General features: G+C 72.8%; 15 protein-coding genes and 1 pseudogene. 4 read left to right on the top strand and 12 right to left on the bottom strand.

The window, feature by feature from the left end:
- Positions 1 to 28 precede the first annotated feature (28 nt).
- The 11 genes from T328_RS01355 to T328_RS01305 all read right to left on the bottom strand — a co-directional run bounded on the left by T328_RS01355 (position 29) and on the right by T328_RS01305 (position 17,167).
- On the bottom strand, positions 29 to 961 hold the full coding sequence (locus T328_RS01355) for a hypothetical protein (RefSeq protein ID WP_496493914.1): 933 nt from the start codon (positions 959 to 961) through the stop codon (positions 29 to 31).
- 17 nt (positions 962 to 978) lie between these two features.
- Positions 979 to 1,626: a hypothetical protein gene (locus T328_RS01350; RefSeq protein ID WP_496493913.1), complete on the bottom strand. Its 648-nt coding sequence runs from the start codon at positions 1,624 to 1,626 to the stop codon at positions 979 to 981.
- 165 nt (positions 1,627 to 1,791) lie between these two features.
- On the bottom strand, positions 1,792 to 2,181 hold the full coding sequence (locus tag T328_RS01345) for a hypothetical protein (protein WP_496493912.1): 390 nt from the start codon (positions 2,179 to 2,181) through the stop codon (positions 1,792 to 1,794).
- The gene (locus T328_RS01340) at positions 2,178 to 6,716 is read right to left on the bottom strand and encodes an RHS repeat-associated core domain-containing protein (RefSeq protein WP_496493911.1); all 4,539 of its coding nucleotides are present in this window, start codon (positions 6,714 to 6,716) and stop codon (positions 2,178 to 2,180) included. Before T328_RS01340 ends, T328_RS01345 begins: the two co-directional genes overlap by 4 nt.
- 151 nt (positions 6,717 to 6,867) lie before the next feature.
- Positions 6,868 to 9,600 (bottom strand): aconitate hydratase AcnA, encoded by a 2,733-nt coding sequence (acnA, locus tag T328_RS01335; protein ID WP_496494297.1) that lies wholly within the window; start codon positions 9,598 to 9,600, stop codon positions 6,868 to 6,870.
- A 242-nt stretch (positions 9,601 to 9,842) separates the two neighbouring features.
- Positions 9,843 to 10,667 (bottom strand): SAM-dependent methyltransferase, encoded by an 825-nt coding sequence (locus T328_RS01330; protein WP_496493910.1) that lies wholly within the window; start codon positions 10,665 to 10,667, stop codon positions 9,843 to 9,845.
- A 34-nt stretch (positions 10,668 to 10,701) separates the two neighbouring features.
- Positions 10,702 to 12,330: a type 1 periplasmic-binding domain-containing protein gene (locus T328_RS01325; protein WP_496493909.1), complete on the bottom strand. Its 1,629-nt coding sequence runs from the start codon at positions 12,328 to 12,330 to the stop codon at positions 10,702 to 10,704.
- Positions 12,317 to 14,362, bottom strand: coding sequence for a P-loop NTPase family protein (locus T328_RS01320; RefSeq protein ID WP_496493908.1), 2,046 nt, complete (start codon positions 14,360 to 14,362; stop codon positions 12,317 to 12,319). Before T328_RS01320 ends, T328_RS01325 begins: the two co-directional genes overlap by 14 nt.
- 36 nt (positions 14,363 to 14,398) lie before the next feature.
- A complete protein-coding gene (locus tag T328_RS01315) occupies positions 14,399 to 15,289 on the bottom strand; it encodes a hypothetical protein (RefSeq protein ID WP_496493907.1) in 891 nt (296 codons plus the stop codon).
- A gap of 178 nt (positions 15,290 to 15,467) precedes the next feature.
- Positions 15,468 to 15,866, bottom strand: a complete 399-nt coding sequence (locus tag T328_RS01310; RefSeq protein ID WP_496494296.1) for a RidA family protein — start codon at positions 15,864 to 15,866, stop codon at positions 15,468 to 15,470.
- Positions 15,867 to 15,958: 92 nt separating this feature from the next.
- Positions 15,959 to 17,167, bottom strand: coding sequence for an acyl-CoA dehydrogenase family protein (locus T328_RS01305; protein WP_496493906.1), 1,209 nt, complete (start codon positions 17,165 to 17,167; stop codon positions 15,959 to 15,961).
- A gap of 118 nt (positions 17,168 to 17,285) precedes the next feature.
- Here T328_RS01305 and T328_RS01300 point away from each other — a divergent pair, with 118 nt between their 5' ends.
- From T328_RS01300 to T328_RS01285, 4 genes and pseudogenes are all read left to right on the top strand, one after another.
- Complete coding sequence (locus tag T328_RS01300; protein WP_496493905.1) at positions 17,286 to 18,935, top strand: AMP-binding protein; 1,650 nt, start codon at positions 17,286 to 17,288, stop codon at positions 18,933 to 18,935.
- Between the two features lie 4 nt (positions 18,936 to 18,939).
- Complete coding sequence (locus T328_RS01295) at positions 18,940 to 19,809, top strand: PaaX family transcriptional regulator (RefSeq protein ID WP_496493904.1); 870 nt, start codon at positions 18,940 to 18,942, stop codon at positions 19,807 to 19,809.
- 50 nt (positions 19,810 to 19,859) lie between these two features.
- Positions 19,860 to 19,988, top strand: a pseudogene (locus T328_RS01290) (IS607 family transposase); the annotation flags it as partial.
- Positions 19,989 to 20,088: 100 nt separating this feature from the next.
- Positions 20,089 to 20,460, top strand: coding sequence for a hypothetical protein (locus T328_RS01285; RefSeq protein ID WP_496493903.1), 372 nt, complete (start codon positions 20,089 to 20,091; stop codon positions 20,458 to 20,460).
- Positions 20,461 to 20,704: 244 nt separating this feature from the next.
- Here T328_RS01285 and T328_RS01280 read toward each other — a convergent pair whose 3' ends face one another.
- Positions 20,705 to 21,427 carry a dienelactone hydrolase family protein gene (locus tag T328_RS01280; RefSeq protein ID WP_496493902.1) on the bottom strand — a complete coding sequence of 241 codons (723 nt, stop codon included), beginning with the start codon at positions 21,425 to 21,427 and terminating at the stop codon, positions 20,705 to 20,707.
- Positions 21,428 to 21,469: the final 42 nt, after the last annotated feature.

Genomic DNA, 21,469 nt, shown 5'->3' with positions numbered 1-21,469 from the left:
ATACCCAGAGGTCTACTCCAATGGTCTCCTAGCGGACCACGGTCTGGATCTCCTTCACGGTCACCGGAATGTCGTTGGTCGACTGCCCGTCCGGCAGCGCCGTCGTCGGGGTGCCGGCCGGGTCCGCCGACGCGTTCCAGGCGACCTCCCACGTGAGCGACGCCTGGAGGTCGTACGTGCCCTCGCCGCTCGACTTCCGGTACGTGACGTTGCAGGCGGCGTCCTCGGTGTCCACCGTGTAGCCGCCGCCGCTGGCCACCAGGTCGTACGAGCACTCCGCCGGGTCGGCGTGGGCCGAATCCGCCGACAGCGTGAGCCGGCTCGGGGTGGCCACCGTGGTCGCGGCGAGCTGCACCCCCACCCGGTCGATGCTCGCGGTCACCCACGCCGGCTCCAGGTCCTGGCCGAAGGTCGCGAGCGTCTCCAGGTTCACGATCTGCCGGTCGGCGCCGGGCTTCAGGTCGACCGGCGGCGCCGGCAGCTTGATCCGCTCGTAGGCGAGCATGGCGAGCAGCTCGGGGTCGAGGACCTCGACGTCCGGCGGCGGCGGGAAGTCCGGGCCGATGAACTCGTACGCGTCGTATTCCTGCGCGCAGCTGAGGTCGTCCTGGGTGAGGTCGACGGTCAGCTCCCACCAGGCGCCGTCGTCCCCCTTGTGGAATTTCCCGTCCGTCTCGTCGTAGTACTGGCCGTGCAGGTCGGTGCCCGCGCTGCCGCCCCCGTAGTCGTGCGAGGCCAGGTAATCCTGGAACTCCGCCGGCTTGTAAGCCGGCTCGTACCAGCACGTCGGCGGCGACCAGTTGACGTCGCTGGAGGTCATGGACGTACCCGAGGAGCCGGGGTTGCTGTACTCGAAGCTGACGTACGCGCTGGCCCCGCCGTCCTCGCTGCCGCCGCCGTAGTCCGCCGCCGCCGGCGCGGCGCCGAGACCCGTCGCCACCACGAGTCCGGCGGCGATCACACCTGCTCTCCGCAGGTTCAGAGCTGACACTCGGCAGCCCCCCTCTCGGACTGGTCGAAGGTCATCTGCCAGACTCCCTCCTCCGTCTTCTCCATCAGCGCCGTGTAGCGCACGAAGCTCTCGTCGCTGGGCTCGGTCCGGTCGACCTCGCCGCTGTCGACGTCCTTGTTGAACGCCTTGCGCTGGTCCTCGCAGTACGTCACCGAGGCCAGGCCCTTGTTCCGCAGCTCGACCTCGCGGTCGTAGAAGTGGGTCGCGCCCGTCACGGTCCGGCCGTCGGCCTTGAAGGACTCGACGTTGTCGGCGGAGTTGATGAACGCGTCGCCGGTGACGTAGTCGGACAGCACCGGCAGCTCGGGGTCGAGCTTGGCGAGGGCCAGCATGGTGGCCCGTACCGCGTAGCCGTGGTCGCGCAGGACCGCGTCCTTGGTCTCGTCCCCGGTGGTGTCGGCGTCGACCTCGACCTTCAAGTCGGCGGGGAAGTCGAACTCCGGTGCGTCCACGGCCGGTTCCGCACCGCCCGGCTTCGACGGCTGTTCCGTGGGGTCCTGGTCCGCACCCACGATCTTGTCCGGGTCGTCGCCCCCCGAGTCCCCGCAGGCCGTCAGCAGCAGTGCCGCGCCCAGCACCGCGGCGGCGCCCCCGCGCCAGCGTGAGGTGGTCATCGTGCGGGTACCCCCTATGTCGTGCACACAACGCAGTCAAGTGCCTGGAGCGTAGCCAGACATGATGGCCGGAAGAAAGCGGTCCCGCGGCATTCTCACGGGCCTGTTACGTGGCGGTGGCGCCGGCCGGCGCGGGCGCCGTCCGCGCTGCCCGGGATGTCCTGATCAACGCCAGGGCCGTACGTCCGTGAGCGTGCCCGCTGCGAGGTCGACCCGGCCCCAGACGTCGCCCACCTGAGTGGCCACCACCACGACCGGGCCTCCGTCGTCGAGGTAGGCGGTGTAGTAGCCGATCACCCAGTGGGGCTCGCCGCCGGTCCGCGGCGGCGTGAGCCTCACCCGTTCGGTCCCGTCCGCGTCGAAGACGACCGCGTTGTCCTTGCTCGCCTCCGGCGGCGGCATCGCCTCGACCACCAGGACGCGGCCGTCCCAGGCCACGACCGACTGCGGGGGCTCCGCGAAGCGCTTCTCCACCGTCGCGGAGCCGTGCGTCCAGCGGACGAGGCGGTCGCCCTCCGTCCACCGGACCTCGATCTTCTCGGGCTGTCGGGTCATGTGGGCAACGCCACCGGGTCACCTACCGGGATGAGTCTCGCGCGGTCGCCGAAGTCCAGGATTTCGAGCTGGGTCCCCCCGCCCGGCAGATGCCCGAGCACGGGGTCGGTCTGCGGCCCGACGATACTCTCCTGAATCCGGATCGGATCGCCGTCGGGGATGCGGTAGCGCTGCACCATCGACACGTCCGGCTTCCAGTCGCTGCGGATCGCCAGCTGCTCCCGCGCGTACTGCTGGTTGGGAATATCGTCGAACGTGCCGAAGCCGCCCGGGCGCGACGGCGGCTGGCCGCGGGAGAGCACCATGTTGAACTCCTCGCCGGGCCGGGCCAGCCGGGAGACGATGTTCGTCCCCGCCAGGTTGGGCGGCTCGCGGCCCGCGGGCGGCAGCGCGGCCCTGCTGCCGGCCGAGGTGCACGGGCTGAGCCCGAGCGGGTCGCTCCAGGTGAACGGGTTGCGGACGTACGTCCCGGGGTTGGGCGCCGGGGTCAGCCCCAGCGGGTCCGGGGAGGCGTAGCGGGCGGTCTCCGGGTCGTAGTAGCGGTGCACGTTGTAGTGCAGCCCGCTCTCCGCGTCGAAGTACTGGCCGGGGAAGCGCAGCGGCGTGTACGCGGTGGCGTCCGCGGACCACGCCGTGCAGCCCCACACGGTGCGCCGCGTGCGCCACGCGATGTCGCCGTCCGGGTCCACCAGCTCGGTCGGCGTGCCGACCAGGTCGGTGACGATCGCGAAGAACCGCCGGTCGACCTCCTCCTGCGGCAGGTCCGCCGAGCCGAGCCGCTCGCTCTGCGCCACGGGGTGCAGCCCGTCGTGGTCCCACGTCAGCGTGACCGGCCGGGTCCCGCCGGGCCCGTAGGCGGTCTGCTCGACCAGCGTGAAGCCGTCCCAGCAGAACTCCACCCGCTCCACGGGCTCCCCGTCGCCACCGAGCCGGTGCTTGGCGATGCGCCGGCCCAGCGGGTCGTACAGATAGCGCCACACGACCCCGTCCGGGGTGGTCACGCGCGTCAGCCGGTCCTCGGCGTCCCACTCGTAGTGCCAGGTGTCCGGCTTGCGGGAGAGCCGGACCTTCTGCCGCTCGACGGTGCGGCCCGCGGCGTCGTGGCGGTAGCGGACGGCGCCGGCGAGGATGAGCGAGGTCCCCGAGAAGGCCCGCGCGCCGGTGGCGTCCGTGTCGTGGGGGCCCGCCGGCCAGTGCGCCTCGGTCTGGTTGCCGGCCGGGTCGTAGGCGTACGACTCCGTCCAGCCGGCCGCGGTGACGGCGGTGACGCGGCCGGCGCCGTCCAGCTCGAAGGTGCGCGGGCCGTCGACGAGGTCGTCGATCCCGGTGAGCTGCCCGTCCGCGCGGTAGTGGTAGCCGTGCTCCTGCAGCCGCCGGCCGTGCCCGGTGAGGGTCTGCCCGGCCAGCCGCCCGGTCGGCTCCCACACCCGGTCCAGGACGAGGGAGTCGCCGATGCTGCGAGCGGTCTCGTGGCCGGCGGCGTCGTAGGCGGAGCCCAGCTCGACGCCCGCGGTGGTGAGCAGGGTGCGGCGGCCGGTGGCGTCGTAGGCGTACGTGGTCTCGGAGCCGGCCGGCGTCGTGCGGCGGGTGCGCCGGCCGCGCTCGTCGTAGGCGGCGGTGAGGGTGCGGCCGTTGCAGGTCTCGGCCGTGACCCGGCCGACGGCGTCGCGCTCCCAGCCGAGCACGGCGTCCGGCCCGACCGCCGCGATCAGCTCGTCGTCCGGGCCGTACGCGAACGTCGACTCGGCCCCGGCGGCGTTCTGGGCGACGACGCGGCCGAGGGCGTCGTACCGGTAGGCGATCTCCTGGCCCAGGCCGTTGGTGCGGGAGACCAGCCGGCCGGCGGCGTCGTGCGCGTAGTCCAGCCGGCGCCGGTCGAAGTCCGTCTCGGCGACCAGCCGGCCCGCGGGGTCGTAGGCGTACGTCCAGGTCAGCCGGTGCGGCCCGGTGACCCCGGTGAGCCGCAGCTCGGTGTCGTGCGCGAACTCGTAGCGGGTGCCGTCGGGCTCCGTGCGGGCGACGAGCACGTCGAAGGCGCCGTAGTCGTAGCGCACGGTGTTCCCGGCGGCGTCCACGTGCGCGGTGCAGTTGCCCTCCGCGTCGTACGTCCACCGCTGCTCGCCGCCGTCCGGCGCGCGGTGCCGGGACGGCTTGCCCTCGGTCGTCCACTCCAGCTCGGTGCGGGCGCCGAGCGCGTCGACGGCGGCGGAGATGCGCCCGAAGGCGTCCCGCTCCCAGCGCGCGGTCGCCCCCGCGGGGTCGGTCACCGCCAGCGGAAGCCCGGCGGTGTTGGTCACGACGTCGTGGCCGTGCCCGAGGGGGTCGGTGACGCGCAGCGGGTGGCCGGCCGCGGTGTAGTCGTACGTCGTGGTGGCGCCGGACGGGTCCGTGACCGAGGTGCGGTTGCCGCGGGCGTCGAAGGTCTGCCGCCAGGTCCGGCCGCCGGCCGGCGTGATGGCCTCGGCGAGCCCGGGGGCGGCGTACGTGGCGGTGACGGCGGTGCCGTCCGGGCGGGTCGCGCGGACCAGGTTGCCGTCGTCGTCGTACTCGTAGCGGGTGGTGCGGTCGGTGGGGTCGGTGATCGAGGTGAGGCGGTCGTAGCGGTCCCAGGTGCGGCGGGTGGTGTGGCCTAGCGGGTCGGTCTCGGCGACGAGCTGGTAGGCGTCGTCGAAGTGGTAGCGGGTGGTGTGGCCGAGGGAGTCGGTGGCCGAGGTGGTGCGGGTCTCGTCGTCGTAGGCGTACGTGTACGCCAGCGTGCCCTCGGCGCCGCCGGCCCGGACGCAGCGGCCGGCGGCGTCGTACTCGTAGCGGTACGAGGCGCCGATGCGGTCCGCCCAGCCGGTGACGCGGTGCTCGTCGTCGTAGTCGAACCGCTGCGGCAGGCCGGAGGAGTTGTAGACCTCGGCGAGGTTGCCGTGCTCGTCGTAGGCGAAGCGGCGCAGCTCGTGCCGGGCGTCGCCGTCGTGGAGGTGGAGGGCGACGACGCGCCCGAGGGCGGTCGTGACGGCAACGCGGTAGCCGGCGTCGTGGACGACCTCGGCGGGCATGCCCTCCGCGTCGTACTCGACCGAGATCGAGTTGCCGTTGCGGTCGGTGAGCGCCACGAGCCGCGCCGCGCCCGCCCCGGGCGCGGGCATCTGGAAGTACAGGGTCAGGCCCTCGTCGGGGCGGTGCACGCCGAGGACGCCGTTGTCGTCGGCGGGGTGCAGCGGCCAGCGCGGGCCCTCGACGGGCATGACGGGCGTCGCGGGCTCGGGCAGGGGGTAGCGCAGCACCATGCCGTCGGCGGTGACGAGGCGGTATCCGTACTCGTCGGCGATGAGCCGCTGGTCGAGGAGGGAGGACCAGGAGGTGCCGAAGAGCCGGCCGGAGGTGAAGCCGGTGCGGTGGTGGCGGTCGAGGACAAGGGGCAGGACGCCGGGGAGGCTGACGTCGTACGCCGACATCACCATCTCGCCGGTGGCCATGTCGATGGGGTCGCCGCAGGTGAAGAGCTTCTTCATGGACCGGGCGCCGGAGCGCGCGGACTTGGCGAGGCCCTTGGCCGCGAGTGTCATGCCCTTCAGGCCGGTCTTGGCCATGCTCAGCCCGCCCTTGAGGCCCTTGGCGAGCTTGCCGAGCGAGGTGATGCCCTTCATGCCGGGGATGCAGTCGAGGGCGGCGAAGGCGACATCCCACAGAGATGCCTGGCCGTTCATGTATTTCATGAGGGTGTCGGCGAGGACGACCAGGGCGGCGGCCAGCACCACCCAGGCCAGCGGCCCGCCGATGATCAGGACGACGATGCCGAGCACCGCGACGATGACCTTGCAGACACTGACGATGGTGTCCCAGTTGTCCTTGACCCAGTCGACCGCGTTCTCCCACCAACTACGGTTCTGGATCCCCGCGTCGGACGCGTCCTCCAGCTTGTCCTTCGCCTCGGAGGCGGCGTCCTCACGCATCTGCTTCGCGTCCGCCGCCATCTTCTTCGCCGCTTCGAGGCCGGCTTCGGCGTTGTCCACCGCCGTCTGCGCCGAGGACTGCGCGGACTTGGCGTCGGTCGCGTTGCGGGTGGCGGCCCGTACCTCGGACTCGTCGGGCTTCTCCTTGCCCTCCTTCTCGTCGTACTCCTCGGTCTTCTCCGTCGCCCGGTCGACCCAGGAATTCGCGGAGTCCAGGCGGCCGTTGGCGGCGGTCAGGTCGCTCTGCGCCTCCCGGCCCTTGGCCAGCGCCTTGTCCGCCAGCGACTGCGCACGCTCCAGTTTCGGCCAGTACGCCGCCAGCGCATCACCCGCCAGGTCGTACGAACGCTGCAGCTTCTTCAGGTTCTTGGGGACTTCCTCGAACTCGTCCTGGAACGCCTTCGCCGTCTTCCCCGCCCAGCGAAGCAGCGCGTCCTCACCGGCCATCCCCTTGATCTGCCGCAGCGCGTCCGCCACATCGTCGGCGAAGTCGTGCAGCTCACGGGCCAGTTGCTTCACCCGCTCCGGATCACCCGGTGTCGGGTCGTCATCCAGGTCCAGCACATGCCAGTCCGTCGGTCTGTTGCCCACCGGTCCCCCGATCCCACCGGTACCTGCAGCGGTCGCACAGCACCGTAGCGTCCGGACGGTCCCCGCGGGAGGGTGACGGAAAAACCGCGCCCCCTCCCGGTGGGAGGGGGCGGGGATCGGAACGGGACCGTCCGGCCTGCCGGTCTGCCGGTCAGTCGCGGATCAGGGAGCGCAGGACGTACTGCAGGATGCCGCCGTTGCGGTAGTAGTCGGCCTCGCCCGGGGTGTCGATGCGGACCACCGCGTCGAACTCGACGCCGGTGTCCGTGGTCACCTTGACCGTCTCAGGGACGCCGCCGTCGTTCAGGGCGGTGATGCCGGTGAGGGTGAAGGTCTCCTCGCCCGTCAGGCCCAGCGACTGCGCCGAGGCGCCCGCGGGGAACTGCAGCGGCAGCACGCCCATGCCGATGAGGTTGGACCGGTGGATGCGCTCGTACGACTCGGCGACCACCGCACGGACGCCGAGCAGCGCGGTGCCCTTGGCCGCCCAGTCGCGGGACGAGCCGGAGCCGTACTCCTTGCCCGCCAGCACGACGAGCGGGGTGCCGGCGGCGGCGTAGTTCTGCGCGGCGTCGTAGATGAAGGAGACCGGGGCGTCCGAGCGGGTGAAGTCGCGGGTGTAGCCACCCTCGGTACCGGGGGCGATCTGGTTGCGCAGCCGGATGTTGGCGAAGGTGCCGCGGATCATGACCTCGTGGTTGCCGCGGCGGGAGCCGTAGCTGTTGAAGTCACGGCGGGTCACGCCGTGCTCGGTGAGGTACTGGCCGGCCGGGGTGTCGGCCTTGATGGCGCCGGCCGGGGAGATGTGGTCGGTGGTGACCGAGTCGCCGAGGAGGGCCAGCACGCGGGCGCCCGCGATGTCCTCGACCGGGGCCGGGTCCATGCGCATGCCGTCGAAGTACGGGGGCTTGCGCACGTAGGTGGAGTCGGTGTCCCAGGCGAAGGTGTCGCCCGTCGGGATCGGCAGCGCCTGCCACTGCGCGTCGCCGGCGAAGACGTCCTCGTACGACTCGGTGAACATCTCCTCGCCGATCGCGGCGGCCACGACCTGCTCGACCTCCTGCTCGCTCGGCCAGATGTCCTTCAGGTAGACCGGCTTGCCCTCCTTGTCCGTGCCCAGCGGCTCGCGGGTGATGTCCGTCTTCATGGAGCCGGCGAGCGCGTACGCGACGACCAGCGGCGGCGACGCCAGGTAGTTCATCTTGACGTCGGGGTTGATGCGGCCCTCGAAGTTGCGGTTGCCGGAGAGCACCGAGGTCACCGCCAGGTCGTGCTGGTTGACGGCCTGGGAGATCTCCTCCGGCAGCGGGCCGGAGTTGCCGATGCAGGTGGTGCAGCCGTAGCCGACGAGGTTGAAGCCGAGCTTGTCGAGGTACGGGGTGAGGCCGGCCCGGTCGTAGTAGTCCATGACGACCTTGGAGCCCGGCGCCAGCGTGGTCTTCACCCACGGCTTCCGGCTGAGGCCCTTCTCCACCGCCTTCTTCGCCAGCAGCGCCGCGCCGACCATGACGGACGGGTTGGAGGTGTTGGTGCAGGAGGTGATGGCGGCCACCGTCACGGCGCCGTGGTCGATCTCGTACGTCGTGCCGTCGGGCGCGGTCACCGGCGTGAGGCGGGTCGGCACTCCGTTGGAGGCGGCGGGGGCGTCGGAGGCGGGGAAGGACTCCTTGCCGGCCTCGTCGGCGTCGTCGACGTAGTTGCGCACGTCGAGACGGAACTGCTCGGCGGCCTTCGACAGCTCGATGCGGTCCTGCGGGCGCTTCGGCCCGGCGAGCGACGGCACGACCGTGGCGAGGTCCAGCTCCAGGTACTCGGAGTACTCCGGCTCGTGCGCCCCCCCTTCCTCGTTCGAGGCGGAGTGCCACAGGCCCTGGGCCTTGGCGTACGCCTCGACCAGCGCGAGCTGCTGCGCGTCGCGGCCGGTGAGCTTCAGGTACGTGAGGGTCTCGGCGTCGATCGGGAAGATCGCGGCGGTGGAGCCGAACTCCGGCGACATGTTGCCGATGGTCGCCCGGTTGGCCAGCGGGATCTGGGCGACGCCCGCGCCGTAGAACTCGACGAACTTGCCGACGACGCCGTGCTTGCGCAGCATCTCGGTGATGGTCAGCACCAGGTCGGTGGCGGTGGTGCCGGTGGGCAGCTCGCCGGTGAGCTTGAAGCCGACGACGCGCGGGATGAGCATCGAGACGGGCTGGCCGAGCATCGCCGCCTCGGCCTCGATGCCGCCGACGCCCCAGCCGAGCACGCCGAGGCCGTTGACCATGGTGGTGTGGCTGTCGGTGCCGACGAGGGTGTCGGGGTACGCCCTGCCGTCGCGGACCATGACGACGCGGGCCAGGTGCTCGATGTTCACCTGGTGCACGATGCCGGTGCCGGGCGGGACGACCTTGAACTCGTCGAACGCGGTCTGGCCCCAGCGCAGGAACTGGTAGCGCTCGCGGTTGCGGCCGTACTCCAGCTCCACGTTGACCTGGAAGGAGTCCGGGGTGCCGAACTTGTCGGCGATCACGGAGTGGTCGATGACCAGCTCGGCCGGGGCCAGCGGGTTGATGCGGGCGGGGTCGCCGCCCAGCTCCTTGACGGCCTCGCGCATGGTGGCGAGGTCGACGACGCAGGGGACGCCGGTGAAGTCCTGCATGATCACGCGGGCCGGCGTGAACTGGATCTCCCGGCTCGGCTGGGCCTGGGAGTCCCAGCCGCCCAGGGCCCGGATGTGGTCGGCGGTGATGTTCGCGCCGTCCTCGGTGCGGAGCAGGTTCTCCAGCAGCACCTTCAGGCTGTACGGCAAACGGGCGGCCCCGTCGACCTGGTCCAGCCGGAAGATCTCGTACGACTCGCCGCCCACCTGCAGCGTGCTGCGGGCGTCGAAGCTGTTCGCCGACACGACAGTCTCCTTCGTCATCTTCGCGTTCCACCGCAATCCTGCCGCTACGTCCGGAGCGGGGCGACTTGAGGGTGGCACCTTCGGCAGATATCTCGATGTCGAGATAAACCTTACTCCATGGCTCCGCCGGGGCGCCCACCCGTGTCGCGCACGGCGTGGGCAGCCGGCCGCCGTGTCCGGCGCGGACGCGGCGGCGCCGCTTACGCGGGTACGGACCGGGCAGTCCGGCCGCGCCGCCGCGGTCAGGCCGGCTTGCGGGCCACACCTCCGTACATGGCGATGTGCGAGTCCGGAACCGACTCACCGATGCCGTCCTGACGCCAGTGGTGCACCAGCGTCACGCCCGGGTCGATCAGCTCCAGCCCGGTGAAGAACCGCTCCGCCTCGGCACGGTCCCGGATCTGCAGCGGGATGCCGCGCTCGTTGTACTCGCGGCCGACGCCCGCGACGCGCTCCGGGTCGGTGTCGCCGGTGAAGACGGTCAGCGCCAGGAAGCTGCCCGGGGCCAGGGCACGCATGAGCCGCGCGACGATGCCCTGCGGGTCGTCCTCGTCGAGGATGAAGTGGACGATGGCGACGAGGGACAGCGCGACGGGGCGGTCGAGGTCGAGCACCTCGCGCAGTTGGGGGTCGCCGAGGATGGACTCGGGGTCGCGCAGGTCGGCCTGGATGTAGCCGGTCCGGCCCTCCTCGGTGCTCTGCAGCAGGGCACGGGCGTGGGCGAGGACGATGGGGTCGTTGTCGACGTACACCACCCGGCACTCCGGGGCGACCTCCTGGGCCACCTCGTGGAGGTTCGGGGGTGTCGGTATGCCGGTGCCGATGTCCAGGAACTGCCGTACGCCGTACTCGCGGGCCAGCGTCCTGGTGACCCGGTGCATGAAGACTCGGGTCTGCTTCATGGAGGTCGGCAGGCTGGGCCAGGCGCGCACCGAGGCGTCGCCCGCGGCGCGGTCGGGGGTGTAGTTGTCCTTGCCGCCGATGAGGTAGTCGTAGACCCGCGCGGAGTGCGGGCGGTCGGTGTGCAGGTCGAGTTCGGGCCGTTCCTCGTCCGGTAGTGCGTTCATGCGGTGCTGTCGCCTTTCTCGGGGTCCGGCGTTGTCACGCCGGGCAGGTGCCGTCCGGGCCCTGGAACGTCCGGTACAGCCGGGGTCGGTCCGCGCCCTCCGAGCGCGGGTACTCGATGATGGGGACCGGCTTGCACACCGGCCAGTTGTCTTTCTCCACGTCGAAGCCGAACTGCCCGCTGGCGCCGTGCACGCAATCCTGGCAGGGGCTCTCACCGCCCGCGACCATCTTCATGTTGGTGATGGTGTTGTAGACGTCCAGCTTGGAGGGCAGCCGGTCGGAGTTACCGCCGGTGGCCTGCGCGTCCAGGTCGGTCAGCGCCGCGTCCACGGCCTCGGCCAGCACGACGAAGGCGTCGTGGTGCATGACCGCGTAGCCGTCATCGAGCGCCTCCTCCGGCAGCCCGCTGACCTTGGCGAACTTCTCGGCGAAGGTGGTGAACCGCTCGCCGGCCCCCTCCCCCGCCCGCCACGAGGGCGCGTCGGTGGCCGCGCCGCCGACCGTGACGACCCGGGCCTCGGCCATGTCCTCACGCACCTGCCGCTCGGTGAGCCCGGTGGGCAGGCCGGTCGCGACGCGCAGGATGCGGATCGTGGCGTCGTAGTCGTCGCACTCCGGCTCGTCCGACAACTGGGTGATCAGATAGGGCAGGTCGGAGTCGCGGCCAGCGTAGAACACGGTATCCGCCTCCAGCCGGCAAATGCCCTCTGCGGCGGGGGAGAAGCGGCGCGGCGCGCCCGCGTAACCCTCGCCGGCTCCTATGCCGACGAAGGAGCTGTTGCGGTTCTCCAGCCGGTACTCCTCGCCGAAGACATCGCGCATGTTGTCCCGGGTGTTGGTGACGTAGTTGTCTTCCTTGCGCGAGTCCCAGACGAGGTAGCCGGAGCGCTTGCCGGGCGCCTCGCCCGGGTGCTCCTCCAGGTAAGCGGCGAGCGCGGCGACGGACTCGGTGTTGGACGGCGCCGCCTTGAACAGGCTGGCGGAGCCGATCTCCGGTGAGCTGAGCACGCCGCTGACCGCCGGGATGTCGACTGCCGCAAGCGCCTCGGCGGCGTCCTCGGTGTCCTGCTCGCTGTTGGGCAGGCCGACCACACCGACGAGCGGGGAGTCCTTCTCGGCCGGCGCCCTGTCGCCGGTCAGCGTGGCCAGCTCGTCGACGGCCGGCTTCCACTGCGAGAGGTCCCGGCCGACGTTGGCGAGCAGCAGCTGGTAGTTGGCGCCGCCGGCCTCGTTGGCGGCGAGCTGCGCCGCGAGCACGCCGGCGAGGCTGTTCTCCAGCACCTCGGGGGTCATCGCGCTCGACTTCGAGGAGTTGAACGGCAGCATGAGCGCGACGCGGACGTACGGCTCGCGTTCGGAGCCCTCCCGCTCCTCCCAGCGCGCGCGGACCCGCTCGTTCTCCTCGCCGATCTGCCGCACGAGGTCCGCTATCCGCTCGTCCGGCCCGCCCGCGCCCGGCTCGAAGGCCGGGGACTCGGCGGTGGCGTCGGCGACCCCGACGCACTCCTCGCCGTTCGCCGACTCCACCAGCCCGTCGCCGCAGGGGTCGCCGCCGCTCAGGCGCAGCCCCAGCCACACCACGCCCGCGGTGACCGCCGCGGCGGCGAGCACCGCCAGGATCACCTTCTCCGCCCGGCCCAGCGGCCGGCTAAGGAACGGCATGGCCCCTCCCCTCCTCGCCGCCCTCGCGGCGTCCCACGGCCAAGTCCGGAGTGCGCAGTTCCTTGAGCGCCGCCGGCCACTCCTGTGACGCGGCGTACAGCGCCCTGCCGCCCGTCGGGTGCTCGAACGACAGGAAGTCCAGCTCCCTCCCGACCAGGCCGCGCAGGTGCGCGTCGGGTACGGACAGCGGGTCGGCGGCGAACCACACGGCGTGCAGCAGCCGGTTGACCGAGCGCTGGACGGAGTCGCCGGCGAACGTCGCGTCCCGCTCCCCCGTCGCCGTCGCCCGGCATACGTCGGCCCAGGCGGGGTCGGGCGGGTGCGGGGCGGTGGCGACGTGCCACAGGTCGGCGAGCCAGCGGTCCGTGGCCGGCTCGTGGAGGGTCCGGGCGAGCCACCGTACGGGTTCGCCCGGGCTGCCCGCGGCCAGCGCGTGGTGCCGGGCGGCGGCGGGCTCGTCGCGTGCGTCGTGGTGGTCGCGCAGCAGCTCGTGCAGCTCCTGCCAGGACAGCGGCGGGTTGGTCGCGCCGGCTGGGCGGCGGCGCAGCTCGTGCACGAGCACGGCGCGCAGGAAGTCGTCGGCGACGAACGGCCGGTCGGCCTGCGGCCACTGCTCGGCCCGCAGATGGCTGCGTACCGCCGCGACGGCGCCGGCCTGGTGGTCCCCGGTCAGATACGCGCCGGCCAGCGCCCGGGCCGCGGCGTCGTCCTGCGCGACGGACAGCAGCACGAGGTACGGGCTCAGCTGCGGGTCGGGTACGAGCGCGTGGAGCATCCGCTCCGTGGCGTGCTCCCCCGTCAGCCGCAGCCGCGCCAGCTCGTGCGGCTCAACGGCCGCCGGGTCCGGAGAGGCGTCGAGGGCGTCGCAGAAGATCCGGCAGCCCAGCGGGCTGCCGCCGGTGAACCGGTGCACGGCGCGGGCCACTTCCTGGCGCACCGCCCGCTCCTCGCCGACGTGCATCATCGACAGCAGCTCGTCGGGGTCCAGGGGCGGCAGGGGCAGGGTGACGAGCCCGGCGGCCGGGTCGCCGGGCTCGCCGCGGCGACGCCACTCGGGCAGCTTGGGGACGTTCGGGGCGGTCCACCGGGTCGCGCCGGCGAACCGCTCGCCGTGCTGCTCACCCAGGGTGGCGGCGACCACGACGAGCGGGTCGGGCCGGTCACCGGCGGCGACGCGCCGGGCGAGCAGCAGGTCGAGCAGGTCCGCGCCGGCGGGGGTGTGGACGTTGTCGAGGAGGGCCAGCGGGCGGGGCGCGGCGTTGAGGTGCCGCCACCCCGTGTACGCGGCGCGCAGGTCCTCCAGCAGCGCCTCGACCAGGTGGCCCTCGATGCGGCGGCGCATGCCCTCGCCGAGGTGGAAGGCGCGGCACAGGGCGGTGAGCACGTGGTTGTTGTCCTGCTGCGAGGCGGGCACGCCGTCCAGGCCGTCGTACCACTGGCGCACCGCCCGGTTCTCCCGGAAGCCGAGATACCGGTCGGTGAAGAGATGGACGCTCGCGGCGGCGATCGGACCCAGGTCGTCCGTGCCCCACCCGCCGATGAGGCCGAGCACGTCGCCGGGCCAGTCGCGGGCCCGGCCCGGGTCCTTCTCCAGCCCGCAGTCGGTGAGCAGCGCCGCGACCCGGTCGCGGGCACACGCCTGCTCGCCGAGTTCGCCCCGGTGCCAGGCGCTGACCGCCACCAGGCCGGTGAGCAGCCGGGGCAGCCGCAGCCGGCCGAAGCCGGGGCGGTGCCCGCACAGCCCGCGGGCCAGGCCGGTCAGCAGCTCGGCGACGGGCGAGGTGTTGGAGACCGCGGCGTCGTCGCCGTTGGCGTCGGCGCAGTCCACGGCGGCGACGGGGACGCGGTCGGCGTACGCCGTGCGCAGTTCGTCCAGCACGGCCGTGCGGCCGCTGCCGTGGCCGCCGTGGAGCAGCACGGCGGGCACCTCGTCGCGCGGCTCCTGTCGCACGGCCTTCCGCTTCGTGTGGTGCAGTCCCACCATCCGCGGCACCAGGTCCTGCAGCACGGCATCACGTCCGTACAGGGTCAAGCTCCGCTTCCCTCCCGTTGCGCGACGGCGTCCCGGCTAGCTGAGCAGGTCGCCGACGTGTCGTGCCGTTTCGAGCAGCAGCTGCCGGCCGGTGGTGTCCGGGGCGCCGCCCAGCTCGTGGCTGATCCGTTCGAACAGCGCCCGCACTCGACGTGGACGGCCTTCCTCGGCCGCGCTGCGCATGTCGTCCGCGTCCCGCAGCAGCAGCCGCAGCCGTTCCTCGTCGAGGCCGAGTTCGCCGCCCCGCTCGGCAAGTTCGTCGGCCAGCGTGCCGACGACGTGGATGGTGCTGTTGTTGATGAGCGTGCCCTGGAAGTTCTCGATGTTCAGCGAGGGCCGCGGCCTGTCGCGCTCGCGGCGCAGGAACTCGTCGCGGCCGGTGCCGGCGTGCCCGCACTCCAGTCCGCGCTCGGTGAGCTTGACCTCCCCGGTGACCACGCCGCCGGCGATGCCGTCTTCGGTGAGGCCGAGCAGGCCGTCCGACCGTAACGAGCGGGCCGCGTCGAGGACTTCCTCGGCGTCGAGGGCGTCGCCGTGGAAGAAGACGTGGTCGGCCACGAAGAAGTCGCGCAGCAGCAGCACGTCGTCGCCGCGGTGCTCGAACGCCCAGCGCAGCACGGCGTCCCCGGCGTACGCGCGGCGGGCGCCGGGGTCGCGGCGCTCGCGCTCCAGGCGCAGCGCGCGCTCGTGGCCCGCGGGCCGGAGCGAGGTGTCGGCGGGGTTGTGCTCGGGCCACTCGTGGACGTGCACCAGGCCGCGGTCCGCCAGCGTGGCGATGACGGCGGAGACGCCGAGCGCCGGCTTGTTCTGCTCCAGGCCGAAGGCGGCGGTGCGCACGGGCACGTCCGAGCGATGGCCGGACTCCCGCAGCAGCCACAGCAGCAGGCGCGCTTCGTAGCGGCCGAGCTCGGGCCGGCGGTCAGGCATCGGCACGTAACCTCTGTTCTGCGTGCGGTAGTTGGGGATGCGCACAAATCTACCTACGATGGCCGCCGGTCACCAGTTCGTTGCCGTACGCGGTCACCGCACCGCGGCCACTTCGTAGCGGGACCGCGACCTGCCGGCGGCGCGCCGGCCCACGACGGCGGCCCACGACGGCGGACCTTTACGGCAGCACCGCGATCCCGTCCAGCTCGACCAGCGCCTCGGCGTCCCAGAGCCGGGTGACGCCGATCACCGCCATCGCCGGGTACGTGTCGCCGGCCCGGCGGCGCCAGATGCGGCCCAGTTCGGCGGCGTGGGCGCGGTAGTCCTCGGGGTCGGTGGCGTAGACGGTGACGCGGGTGAGGTGGGCGGGCTCCCCGGCGCTGGCGGCGAGCGCGGTGAGGAGGTTGCCGAGGGCCTGCTCGAACTGGGCGGGGAGGGTGTCGCCGACGATCCGGCCGGTGCCGTCGAGCGCGGTCTGCCCGGCGAGGAAGACGAGGGTGGAGCCGGTGGCGGTGACGGCGTGGCTGAAGCCGGAGGGCTTGGCGAGGACGGCGGGGTTGATGCGGTGGACGGACACGGCGGCGGCGGTTCCCTTCGATCGGAGGGGTGCGGGGGTGGGGGTGAGGGCGGGCGGGCGTACGCGGCCGGGGCGGTCCCGTACGCCCGTGGTCAACGGCGGTACAGCTCCCTGGCGATGATGCTCCGCTGCACCTCCGTCGCCCCCTCGTAGATGCGCGGCGCACGCACCTCGCGGTAGAGGTGCTCCAGCAGGTGCCCCGCCTGAAGCGCGCGGGCGCCGTGGATCTGCACCGCCGCGTCGACGGCCGCCTGCGCGGTCTCCGTCGCCAGCAGCTTCGCCATCGCCGCCCGCCGGGTGACGTCCGGCGCGCCCGCGTCGTACGCCGAGGCCGCCGCGTACACCAGCAGCCGGGCCGCCTCGACGCGGGTGGCCGTCTCGGCGAGGGTGTGTGCGACGGACTGCAGGTCCTTGAGCGGCCCGCCGAACGCCTCCCGCCGCTCGGCGTGCGCCAGCGCCGCGTCGAGCGCGGCCTGCGCCATGCCGACGGCGAAGGCGCCGACGGAGGGACGGAAGAGGTTGAGCGTCGCCATGGCGGTGCGGAAGCCGCCGTCGACCTCGCCGAGGACGTCGGCGGCGGTGACGGGGACGCCGTCGAAGCGGAGCGTGCCGATGGGGTGCGGGCTGAGCATGGTGAGCGGCTCGCCGGTCAGCCCGGGGCGGTCGGCGGGCACGAGGAAGGCGGTGACGCCGCGGGCGCCGGTATCCGGCGTCGTACGGGCGAAGACGGTGGCGAAGTCGGCCTCGGGCGCGTTGGAGATCCACTTCTTCTCGCCGGTCAGCCGCCAGCGCCCGGGCCCGTCCGGCTCGGCGGCCAGCCGCAGCGCCGCCGCGTCGGAGCCCGCCTCCGGCTCGGTCAGCGCGAACGCGGCGACCGCCCGCCCCGCCGTCACCTCCGGCAGCCACCGCTCCCGCTGCCCGGCCGTGCCGGCCTGCACGACGGGGTACGCGCCGAGGCCCTGCAGCGCGAGTGCCGTCTCGGCCTCGGTGCACTCGCGGGCCAGCGACTCGCGCAGCAGGCAGAGCGTGAGCGCGGAGACCGGCCCGGCGGCGGGGAACACCCGCGCTAGCAGGCCGGGTCCGCCGTCGTCACCCGGCGCCCCGAGCGCGGCGAGGAGCGGCCGGTTGACCCGGCCCGGCTCGCCGGCCTCGGCCAGCGGGCGGAGCCGCCGCGCGGCGAACGAGCGCAGCTCCCCGCACCACCGCTGCAGCCCGGGGTCGAGCGCGAAGGGCTGAGGCGTCGGCGGAGGCTGCGGCTGCGGCTGCGGCTGCGGCTGCGGCTGCGGCTGCGGCTGCGGCATGCAGGTGCTCCTCTCTCCCGGTGACGTGACAGCCGGGATATCGCGGAGTGTTGACTGTCGTCACGTCAACGCTACGCTCCTTGTGGTACCGCAGGGCAGACCTAGGGGGCGTACCGCCATGCAGCTGAAGCCTTCCGCCCACGCCGACAGCTTCGCCCGCGACCACCTCCCGCCGGCCGAGCAGTGGCCGGAGCTGGTCTTCCCACTCCCCGGCCTGCGCTACCCCGACCGGCTCAACTGCGGCGCCGAGCTGCTCGACGCCACCGTCGAGCGGTTCGGCGCCGGCCGCCCCGCCCTGCACACCGACGCCGGCGAGACCTGGTCGTACGGCGAACTGCAGCGCCACACCGACCGCATCGCGCACGTGCTCACCGACGACCTCGGCGTGCTCCCCGGCAACCGGGTGCTGCTACGCGGGCCCACCACCCCCTGGCTGGTGGCCTGCTGGCTGGCCGTCATGAAGGCCGGCGCGGTCGCCGTCACCGTGCTGGCCGCGCAGCGCGCGCACGAACTGCGCGGCATCTGCGAGATCGCGCAGGTACGGCACGCGCTGTGCGACGCGCGTGCGCTCGACGATCTGGCCAGGGCGGAGGTCGCCGACCTGACCGTCCTCACCTACGGCGGTGCGGGACCGAGCGACCTTCTACGCCTCGCGGACGCCAAACCCGACACCTACGCGCCGGTGGAAACGTCCGGCGACGACGTCGCCCTCATCGCCTTCACCTCCGGCACCACCGGCCGGCCCAAGGGCTGCGTCCACTTCCACCGCGACGTGCTGGCCATCGCCGACACCTTCTCCGAGCACGTACTGCGGCCCGTCCCCGACGACGTGTTCGCGGGCAGCCCGCCGCTGGGCTTCACCTTCGGCCTCGGCGGCCTCGTCGTCTTCCCGCTGCGCGCCGGCGCCTCGGCGCTGCTGCTGGAGCAGGCCGGGCCCGACCGGCTGCTGCCGGCGATCGCGGAGCACCGGGTGTCGGTGCTGTTCACCGCCCCGACCGCGTACCGGGCGATGCTGGAGAAGCTCGACGCGTACGACATCGGCTCGCTGCGCCGCTGCGTGTCCGCGGGCGAGAACCTGCCGGCCGCCACCTGGCAGGCGTGGCGCGAACGCACCGGGCTGCGGATCATCAACGGCATCGGCGCCACCGAGATGCTGCACATCTTCATCTCCGCCGCCGACGGCGACGCCCGCCCGGGGACGACGGGCGTGCCGGTGCCCGGCTACGAGGCGCGGGTGGTCGACGCGGACGGCGCGCCGGTGCCGGACGGGGAGCCGGGGCTGCTGGCGGTGCGCGGGCCGACGGGCTGCCGGTACCTGGCGGACGAGCGGCAGCGGGAGTACGTGCGGGGCGGCTGGAACCTCACCGGCGACACGTACGTGCGGGAGCCCGACGGGTACTTCCGGTACGTCGCCCGCGCGGACGACATGATCATCTCGGCCGGGTACAACATCGCGGGCCCCGAGGTCGAGGACGCGCTGCTGCGCCACCCCGACGTGCGCGAAGCCGCGGTCGTCGGGCGGCCGGACGCGGAGCGGGGCACGGTGGTCGTGGCGTACGCGGTGCTGCGTGAGGGCGTGCCGCGGGGGCCGGAGACGGAGGCGGCGCTGCGGGAGTTCACGAAGGGCGAGATCACGCCGTACAAGTGCCCGAAGGAGATCGTCTTCACCGACGCGCTGCCGCGGACGCCGACGGGGAAGCTGCAGCGGTACCGGCTGCGGGAGGAGCAGGCCGGGCGCCGGGCGGCCGGCCGGGAATCGCTAGAGTGATCGAGTGGCAGCAGAGCGGACCCCGCGGTCTCTGATCGTCAGCTTCTACGGCGCGTTCGGCCGCGGCGAGGGCCCGGCCGGGCCGGGCGGCTCCGCCGGCTCCGATGTCTCCGCAGGCTCCGGGCGGGTGCCCGTGGCGGCGCTCATCCGGCTGCTGGGCGCGGCGGGCGTGGACGCGCCGGCGGTGCGGTCGGCGGTGTCCCGGCTCAAGCGGCGCGGGCTGCTGGTGCCCGTACGGCACGAGGGCGAGGCGGCGTACGAGCTGTCGCCCTCCGCCCGCACCCTCCTCGACGACGGCGACCGCCGCATCTACCGCCGGGACACCCCCGCGAGCCCCGGGGACTGGCTGCTCGCGGTGTTCTCCGTACCGGAGTCCGAGCGCCGCAAGCGCCACCTGCTGCGCTCCCGCCTGGCCCGCCTCGGCTTCGGCCAGGCGGCGCCCGGGGTGTGGATCGCCCCGGCGCACGTCACGGAGGAGACCCGCCACACGTTGCGCCGGCTCGAACTCGCCCCGTACGTCGACCTCTTCCGCGGCGTGCACGAGGGCTTCACGCCGACGCCGGAGGCGGTGGCCCGGTGGTGGGACCTGCCGGCGATAGCGAAGCTGCACGAGGCGTTCCTGGACGCGCAGGAGGCGGTGCTGCGGCGGTGGTCCTCGCGGACGCCCCCCAGGGCGGACACGGACGCGTACCGCGACTACCTCCTCGCCCTCGACGCCTGGCGCCACCTCCCGTACGCCGACCCGGGCCTGCCGCCCGAGGTGCTGCCCCCGGACTGGCCGGGCGCCCGGGCGGCGGAGGTCTTCGCGGCCCTGCACGACCGGCTTCGCGGGCCCGCCGAGATGTTCGTGAACTCAAACCTTCACCGAGCGTAACCCGTCCGAACGTTGAGTCGTTGATAGCACCGGACGCTTCGCTTCGCACGGTGGGAGCGATGGAGGAGTTCTGCCGGGGTCGTGGTCTCGCCGTTGGCGAGTGGGTCAAGGAGATCGGCGGCGGGATGAACCTCCAGCGTAAGAAGTTCCTGAACCTGATGGACCAGATCGAACGCGGGGGGGGGAGACGGTGGTGATCGCGCACACCTTCTCGCGTCGTCTGTACGGCCCATGACGCTATGCGAAGACGCTGAAGGACGAGTTGTCCGGCGGTAGCCGGTGAAGGTCACCCGTATCGCCTACTCTAAGCAGCTCAACACCGGGAAGTACGGCCGGCTCGAAGAGCAGGCACGCCGCCTCGGCCGGGTCCGTTCGAAGGTGTGGCGCGAGTACGGCTCGATTGGGGGCGCCGGCGTCAAGGACCGCGCCATCCGCGACCAGTGGATGAGCAACGGAACCGACCGTACCTTCGGTGTGCTGGCGAACGCCTGGAAGGAAACCGTGCGGGACGCGGTCGCCGACATCGCCGCGAATCGGGAAGCCGCCAAGGTGCGCGTACGCCGCGCCGTCGACCGCCGCATCAAGGACGAGAAGGAGCGCAAGCGCCTGTACACGGCGCTCAAGCGCGACACGTGGACCGGCGACCCGTAGCTTTGCCATGGGGGTCTCCTTCGGATACGAGCACACCGGTCTACCGGCGGTCCTGCACCTCTGACCTCCGCGCGGCCCGGAACTCATCGGTCGGCCGCTGCCGGGGGATCGGTCCCGGCGTGTTGCTCAATACTGGGCCGATGTGGTGGAGACGCCGCGGCGCAGCTTCGGCCGCGGCGTGATCATGATCTTCGACGAGGCCGACGGCGCCCCGATCGACGTAACCGGCCCCTGACGGCCCGGCTCACTTCAGGTGCCGGTCGTAGAACCGGCACCCGTCCTCCAACTCGAACCACGGGGTGCCGAGGTGTCCGCCCAGGTTGGCGTGCAGCGTCTTCTCCTTGCTGCCGAAGGCGTCGAACAGGTCCAGGGCCCGTTGCCGGGGGTTCCCTTCGTCGTCCCACTGCAGCAGCAACAGCAGCGGAATGGCGACCTGCCGGGCCTCCTCGCGCTGGGCGTGGGGCACGTAACCCCCGGCGAAGAAACCGGCGGCGGCGATGCGCGGCTCGACCACCGCCAGCCGGATACCGACGGCGGTCCACCCCGAGTAGCCGACCGGGCCGCCGATCTCGGGCAGCGCAAGGAGGGCGTCCAGGGTGGTCTGCCAGTCCGGGACCGCCTTGTCGACCATCGGGCCGACGAGGGACTCGAAGATCTCGTCGACCGGCTGGCCGGCCTGCACCGCCCGGCGGAGGTCGGCGCGGGCCTGCTCGTGGGCGGCGGAACGGGGCCGGTCGCCGCACTCGGCGGCGTCGATGGAGGCCACCGCGTAGCCGTAGGCCGCGGTTTTCCGGGCCCGGGCCACCAGCCGGGCGTCCCCCTTGGGCAGGCCGTTGTTGTGGGCCATCAGGATCAGCGGGGAAGGTGCGGCCGATTCCGGCGTCCACAGGGTGCCGGGGATCTCGCCGAGGGTGAATTCGCGTTCGAGGACGCCGTCGTCGAGGCGCCGTTCGGAAGTGACGTGCATGGTCGTGCCTTTCGGGAGGGCTGGAACGGCGCTCCCGGACGA

It is taken from the genome of Streptomyces sp. CNX435 (assembly GCF_059570575.1).
The sequence above is the reverse complement of the archived record's forward strand: the minus strand, read 5'-3'. Positions and strand labels throughout refer to the sequence as shown.

Coding starts and splice junctions, on each gene's coding strand:
- T328_RS01280 (WP_496493902.1), bottom strand. CDS start 21,427: ATGCACGTCACTTCCGAACGGCGCCTCGACGACGGCGTCCTCGAACGC.
- T328_RS01305 (WP_496493906.1), bottom strand. CDS start 17,167: ATGCCGCAGCCGCAGCCGCAGCCGCAGCCGCAGCCGCAGCCGCAGCCG.
- T328_RS01315 (WP_496493907.1), bottom strand. CDS start 15,289: ATGCCTGACCGCCGGCCCGAGCTCGGCCGCTACGAAGCGCGCCTGCTG.
- T328_RS01350 (WP_496493913.1), bottom strand. CDS start 1,626: ATGACCACCTCACGCTGGCGCGGGGGCGCCGCCGCGGTGCTGGGCGCG.
- T328_RS01345 (WP_496493912.1), bottom strand. CDS start 2,181: ATGACCCGACAGCCCGAGAAGATCGAGGTCCGGTGGACGGAGGGCGAC.
- T328_RS01300 (WP_496493905.1), top strand. CDS start 17,286: ATGCAGCTGAAGCCTTCCGCCCACGCCGACAGCTTCGCCCGCGACCAC.
- T328_RS01325 (WP_496493909.1), bottom strand. CDS start 12,330: ATGCCGTTCCTTAGCCGGCCGCTGGGCCGGGCGGAGAAGGTGATCCTG.
- T328_RS01330 (WP_496493910.1), bottom strand. CDS start 10,667: ATGAACGCACTACCGGACGAGGAACGGCCCGAACTCGACCTGCACACC.